The organism is Enterobacteriaceae endosymbiont of Donacia proxima (assembly GCF_012569285.1).
Lineage (GTDB): Bacteria > Pseudomonadota > Gammaproteobacteria > Enterobacterales > Enterobacteriaceae.
In genome coordinates this window covers 1-6453 of record NZ_CP046199.1, presented here as the reverse complement: position 1 = coordinate 6453, position 6453 = coordinate 1, and the positions used below count along the sequence as shown (strand labels likewise).

4 protein-coding genes are annotated in these 6453 nt (G+C 21.0%); 2 read left to right on the top strand and 2 right to left on the bottom strand.

The window, feature by feature from the left end:
* Positions 1-641 precede the first annotated feature (641 nt).
* On the top strand, positions 642-1514 hold the full coding sequence (gene trfA, locus GJT97_RS02210) for a plasmid replication initiator TrfA (RefSeq protein WP_169767868.1): 873 nt from the start codon (positions 642-644) through the stop codon (positions 1512-1514).
* Between the two features lie 68 nt (positions 1515-1582).
* Positions 1583-2233: a prephenate dehydratase domain-containing protein gene (locus tag GJT97_RS02205; RefSeq protein WP_169767867.1), complete on the top strand. Its 651-nt coding sequence runs from the start codon at positions 1583-1585 to the stop codon at positions 2231-2233.
* On the opposite strand, the gene GJT97_RS02200 is transcribed toward GJT97_RS02205, so the two are convergent.
* Positions 2230-3525 carry a glycoside hydrolase family 28 protein gene (locus GJT97_RS02200; protein WP_169767866.1) on the bottom strand — a complete coding sequence of 432 codons (1296 nt, stop codon included), beginning with the start codon at positions 3523-3525 and terminating at the stop codon, positions 2230-2232. The genes GJT97_RS02205 and GJT97_RS02200 overlap by 4 nt on opposite strands.
* 87 nt (positions 3526-3612) lie before the next feature.
* Positions 3613-6453 carry an inverse autotransporter beta domain-containing protein gene (locus GJT97_RS02195; protein WP_169767869.1) on the bottom strand — a complete coding sequence of 947 codons (2841 nt, stop codon included), beginning with the start codon at positions 6451-6453 and terminating at the stop codon, positions 3613-3615.

Below are 6453 nucleotides of genomic sequence, written 5' to 3'. Positions count from 1 at the left end.
TATAAACTTCTATCAAAAAATTTTTAATAACTAACTATTTAGTCAAAATCATTCATATACAATATATTATATACTCTTTTTTTTTTTTTACAAGATCTTTTTAATTATTTAAAAAGGGATTAAAAAGGGATTAAAAAGGGATTAAAAAGAATAACTGACTCATTATATTATATAATATATATAGCGAAGCTACTTGCTATCCCGTTTTTTACTACTTGCTATCCCGTTTTTTACTACTTGCTATCCCGTTTTTTACTACTTGCTATCCCGTTTTTTACTACTTTGTTATTTTTAAATAATTTATTAATTTTTAAAACATGAATATTGATTTCATAAAAAATTTTAAAATTATTTTTGACATATGAAAAAAATTAGATATAATTAGGTAATGATTTTATTTACTTTTGGGTTTTTATTGAAAATAATAACGAACTAACTAGAAAATGTTTCTTTCTTTCATATATATTTGTTTGTTTGTTTGTTGTATTTATTAGTTAACAATATAAAAAAGTTCTTTTGTTTTTTTTTGGAGGGATTTTAAAAAATAAATTATGTTATTAAAATTTACTTTATTTATTAAAAAAACCGTTATTTAGTTTTTTTAACAATGTCTAATTTTATATGTATTTGTTAAGTTTTACATGTGCAAAAGACAGTTTTATAAAAGAATTAATTTACTCATTAAAAAGAGTAAATTTTTTAGAAAAAAAAAAAGAGAAATAGAAAAGAAAAAAATAAGGGAATCTTTTTCTTTTTGTACATTAACAAAAAAACTTGAGACAAAAAATTTTTTTCCAAATATTTCAAAAAATAGAAGAGCAGTACCTAATATTATTTTGCGTAGTTCTTTATTTGGTATTTTAAAAAAAGGATATAGAAGATATGAAAGAAATATTTTAAAAACATCATTAAATGATTTTTTTATACGTTTTACAGGAGAAAGTTTAGATCAATCAGATTTAGATGTTTGGTTAGAATGTTTATATCGATTTTCTCAAGTTCCTTTAGGTGGAGAAGTTATTTTTTCGTCTTTTTCTTTTTTAAAATCTATAGATAGAACAACAGGCAAGAAAGATTATGAATGGTTAAAAACATCTTTAACTAGATTATCTATTTGTAGTATAGAAATTAATTATAAAAATTATTTTTATATAGGTCATTTATTACATGAATGGTATAGAAATGACAAAACAAAAAAAAATATTATTTTGTTAAATAAAAATATAACATCTTTTTTTACAAAATCTATATGGACTATAGTTTCTTTAAAAGAACGAAAAAAATTAAAAGGAAAACCATTATCTCAATGGTTGCATTGTTTTTATTGTACTCATAATATTCCTTTATGTTATAAAGTAATAACTTTAAAAAATTTATGTGGTAGTAAGATAATAATCTTGTGGAAATTTAGACAAATTTTAAAAAAATCTTTATATGAAATTTCATTAGCAACAGGATGGAATTGCTGGATAGATAAGAATGATTTTGTGCATGTTATTAAACAAAAGAAATAATTTTATTATACTTTGAAGTAAATATATTATAAAATATATTTAAAATTTTATTCATAACATAAAATGAAATGATTAATATAATTAAAAAAAAAAATATCATTTATAATGATAATATTAATAATTTTAAAAATATTTTTCCAAATATAAATAAAGAAAGTATTGCTTTTTTGGGGCCTTTATATAGTTATTCACATTTAGCTGTTTTAACTTACATTAATAATTTTTTTATTAATAAAAAAATTATTAATGTAAGTTGTCAAAATTTTACTGAAATTTTTTTTTGTATTAAACAAGGTTTAATTAAATTAGCTATAGTACCTATATATAATAATATTACAGGAGTTATTACAGAAGTATCTAATTTATTAAAAATTAATAATATTTATTTACGTGTAAAAAAAGTTTTAAAATTACCTATTAAACATTGTTTAGTTTCTAATAAAAAAAATTTTATTTTAAATAAAATAAAAAAAATTTATAGTCATTCTGAACCACTAAAACAATGTAGTTTTTTTATAAATCAAAATCCATTATGGGAATTAAAAACTTGTCCTAGTACTTCTTTTGCTATGAAGTTAATTAAAAATTCTTCATCAGGGGAAATAGCAGCTATTGGAAATGAAACAGCTGCTATTTTTTATGAACTATATATTTTAAAAAAAAATATATCAAATAAAAAAAATAATAAAACTTTTTTTTTGGTTTTAAAAAAAAATTAATATAATGTACAAATATCATTATTAATGATATTATCGATATTACCATGAATTATCACATTATTTTTAATCCATGAAGATCCGTTTTTTATATGAAAATTATTTACAAAAATTTCAATCATATTTTCTTCATCTAATCCATTAAATTTTAATGTTCCAGGCGTTAAAACTTTAATATTTTTAAAAAAAATATTTTTAAATTGGGGAATATTTTTTTCTTCATTTTTTTCTTTATTTTTTATATTATCCTTATAACTAGTATCTAAAACAACAGGATTTTTTACATTAAAAATACAAATATTTTCATAATGAATATTTGTCACTACCCCACCTCGTGTAATATCACTTTTAATTCTTAATCCATTAGTTGTATTTTGTAATGTTAAATTCTTAACAAGAATATCATTTACTCCACTATTTGTTTCACTACCTATGGACATACCATGTCCATACCCAAAATTATTATTTATAATAGTTATATGTTTAGATTCTCCATTATTACCAGCTTTAATAGCTATATTATCATCTCCTGTACTAATATTAGAATGTGCAATTGTTATATTTTGGGAGGAAGAAGGGTCTATCCCATCTGTATTACGAGCATCAGCAGGAGTATTTATTTTTATCCCCCAAATAGTTAACCCGTTTGTTTGATAAGATACAATATGAAAATTTGGTGAATTTATTAAATGTAATTTATATATAATTATATTATGTCCTGAATTAATATTAATTAAATGAGGATTATTTTGTTTTTTATGACTAATTTTAGCTTCTGTAGCTAATTGCCACCAAGTATATTTTTTATTTTTTAATATAATTCCTCCTTGTCCGTCAATATAACCCTCCCCATATAAACCACTATTTTCACCTTTTAAAATTATGAAAGGATTACAACCTTTACCAATATCATCTAATACTCCACAAGTTTGATGACCTTTATCATATAAAACAGGATCATTAATAGCAGATAAAATAACTTTTTTATTAATTAAAATCCCCCCAAAAGAAGGAATAATTATAGGTCCAGAATAAAAATGTGTATCTCCATTATTAGATGGCATTAAACTAATTACTTTATGTTGTTTAGCACAACTTATAACAGCATTATTAATTTCAGTAGTATAATCTTTATTATCATCAGCTATTAATGTTTTACATATTTTAGGTATTACTGGTTCAGTAATAGAACGCGTGTCTTCTGCATATCCACAATTATGAAAAAATAAAATTACAATTATAAATATAGTATGAAAAAAATTTTTTTTTACATTTCTATAAAATAATATTTTCATTTTAAATTATTTCATATCAAAGAAAAACATATTATTATTATATAATATTTTTTTGATTAAAAAATTGTTTTTAATCAAAAAAATAAATTATTTAGTTTTCTCTTGAACACAAAAAACAGTAAAAATATTACTAATAATTCCTTTATCAATTTTTCTACTTAAAAAATCAACATAAAAATGTAAAGGATCACGAAAATACATATTTCTTATAGAAGTAGAAGTCCACACGTAATTAAATCTATCAACGATAGGCCATCCGTACTTACTAAGTAAATCAGTACCTGGATAAAGATCATAAAAATCTAATAACTCTTCTCTATTAGGTAATCTAGCATTTCTTGTTTTACAAAAATCTTCTCCATTATACCAAGTAAATTTTGCCCAATCTTCATTTAAATAATGATATACTTGATCTCCTGTACGTTCAGAAAACAAGGCAGGTCTATGAAATTTTAACCCATTAATTGATAAAACATCAGTCATATGTCCATACATCCTAGCATACAAATTATTAGGACTAGTAGGGACTGTAAAAATTACAGAAATTTTTTTACTAATAATATTATCTGCACTAATTTTAAGAAAGGTACGTACTCCAATACCATGTGGATCAGATATTTTAACTTTTAATTCTCCTTTTTTATCTGTGTAAGATATAAAATTATCTCCATCATAAGATTTTTTATTTGTTATATCTTCAAAATGGAATTTACCACTATCTTTTCTAGTATATCCTTGCTGATCCATAGCTAAAATATTAGTTATTTTAACTTCTGAAGTTTTTACTCCTTTACCATGTTTGTCAAATACTTTTACGGATAGATTAATAGATTCACTTACTTTTGTAAATAAATTTGGAGGATCTGCTGTAACTTGCATATTATCTGAAAAGATAGAAATTATATTAATAGTATCGCTAATGTCTTTATTGATAATATTATTGATTTTAACCTTTATTAAAGCTTTCCCAGGAGAAGTACTTTTAATTATTGCAGTATATGTCCCTTTGGGATATTCATGAACTTTACTAATATCTATATTAAAAAGATCAGGAAAATTACCACTATCAACTACAAAATTAATATTTTTTATATTTGTTAATGGTTCATTATTATTATCTCTAGCTTCAAAAGTAATTTTTGCTTTTTCAGAATTAATTAATATAGTTTTAGGAAAAATGTTTAAACTTGAAAATTTTTTATTTATTAAAGGAGAAAAAACATTAATTTTAATATAAGAAACATCTTTATTCCCTAATAAATCATAAGCTGTAACTTTGATTATATAATTATTATTTTTTTCTCTTTGAGAATCGTAATGAGGTAATTTAATTATATAATTATTATGAATTGATTTAATAGCTCCACCTTTTTGAAAAAAGCTATTTTTACTATGAAAATATATATTTTTAACTTTATTTACAGAATTTACTATAACTCCTAAAGAATGTTCGCTCCCAGGAAACCCTGAAATTTCTTTTTTTGTAAATAATTTAATTAAAAACTTTTTTCTATACTCTAAAATTATATTATTATTTCTTTTAACAAAATTATATCTGTGATCATAAGAAGATGAAAAAATATTATGAGTTTTATTATATATTTGATCATGAAATGGAGTATTTAACTCTAAGTTAAGACTACCTCCAAATTGGATACTATTTTTAGTATAACTAGTTTTTATTGTTTGAATAATAAAAGAAAAAATTGGTATAGGAGTATATTTTATACTAAATGAATAAAATAAAGGAGAAAATAACTTTTCATGTTTTTTAGCATTATTATCTAGTTTATATCCTATATTTCCATAATATTTTTCAAGACCTAATTTAAATATTACTTCTGGTAATTTTAAAAAATATCCTTCAACATTAATATCCCATCCTGTTGCAGGTTTTGAGAAATACTCATCATCATTAATATAATCATACTGATTATGGTATTTTTTACCATTTAAAAAATTTTGATTTTGATGCCACCATCTACTTAATCCATAATACATATTAGTACTTATTTTAAAAAATTCTTTCCATAATTCTAAACCTAATCCTATTCTCGCATTATCTAATGTAAAATCGTAATCGAAAAAACTATTAATTCCTAATAAATAATTGTTATCAAATGATAATTTTCTAATTCCAAAACCAAAGTTATTCTGATTCCTATCATCTGTTTTATGTATATTATTTTGTATAAAAAAAATGTAATCTTCCCCTTCTATAAAAGGGAAAAATAAAGCTAATTCTGAATTATTTAAATTTAAGTTTTCATCTAAATTAATTTTAACTAAAGATTTTCCGTTTAATTTAAATTTTTCGAATATCCTATCTATAAGTGACTTGACTGTGTCATTAACTTCTAGGTTAAATTTATTCAAAACATTTAACTTAATATTTTTTATAAATATTTTTTTATTAGAAAAATTGTTTTTTACTGAAAATAATGAGTTAATTAAATTTTTTTTATCAAGATTAATATCTTTCTCTATTTTTCTATCTTTTTCTTGATAAAAATCAGAAACGTAGTTTTCTGAGTAATTATTATTATAATTCTTTTTTATATTACTCCAATTTATTTCTTTTTTACTTAAAGGTTTTTCAAAATAAGTATTTTTTAATACGTTTAAAATCTCATTATCTTTTTTTATTAAAAAGTCTATATATTTACTATTATTACTCAGTTCTATTTTAGAGTATAAAAAAATATATTTTCTTTTAACTTTTTTTAAAAAACATATTTTTTGTATAAAACAACTAATCTCTCTTTTTATTTTTTTTTTTTGTTTATAGATAGTAATTTGTTTTTTTATTTTACTATTTTTACGGAAAATTACAGCATTACTAGTTGATATAATCACCAAATTTAGCAGTACACAAAATACTATAATTTTTTTCAATTGATTTAAAATCAAAAATATTTTTTTCTTCAT

Excerpts from the sequence above, each read along its gene's own strand:
- trfA (WP_169767868.1), top strand. The coding sequence starts at position 642 with ATGTGCAAAAGACAGTTTTATAAAAGAATTAATTTACTCATTAAAAAG.
- GJT97_RS02205 (WP_169767867.1), top strand. The coding sequence starts at position 1,583 with ATGATTAATATAATTAAAAAAAAAAATATCATTTATAATGATAATATT.
- GJT97_RS02200 (WP_169767866.1), bottom strand. The coding sequence starts at position 3,525 with ATGAAAATATTATTTTATAGAAATGTAAAAAAAAATTTTTTTCATACT.
- GJT97_RS02195 (WP_169767869.1), bottom strand. The coding sequence starts at position 6,453 with ATGAAGAAAAAAATATTTTTGATTTTAAATCAATTGAAAAAAATTATA.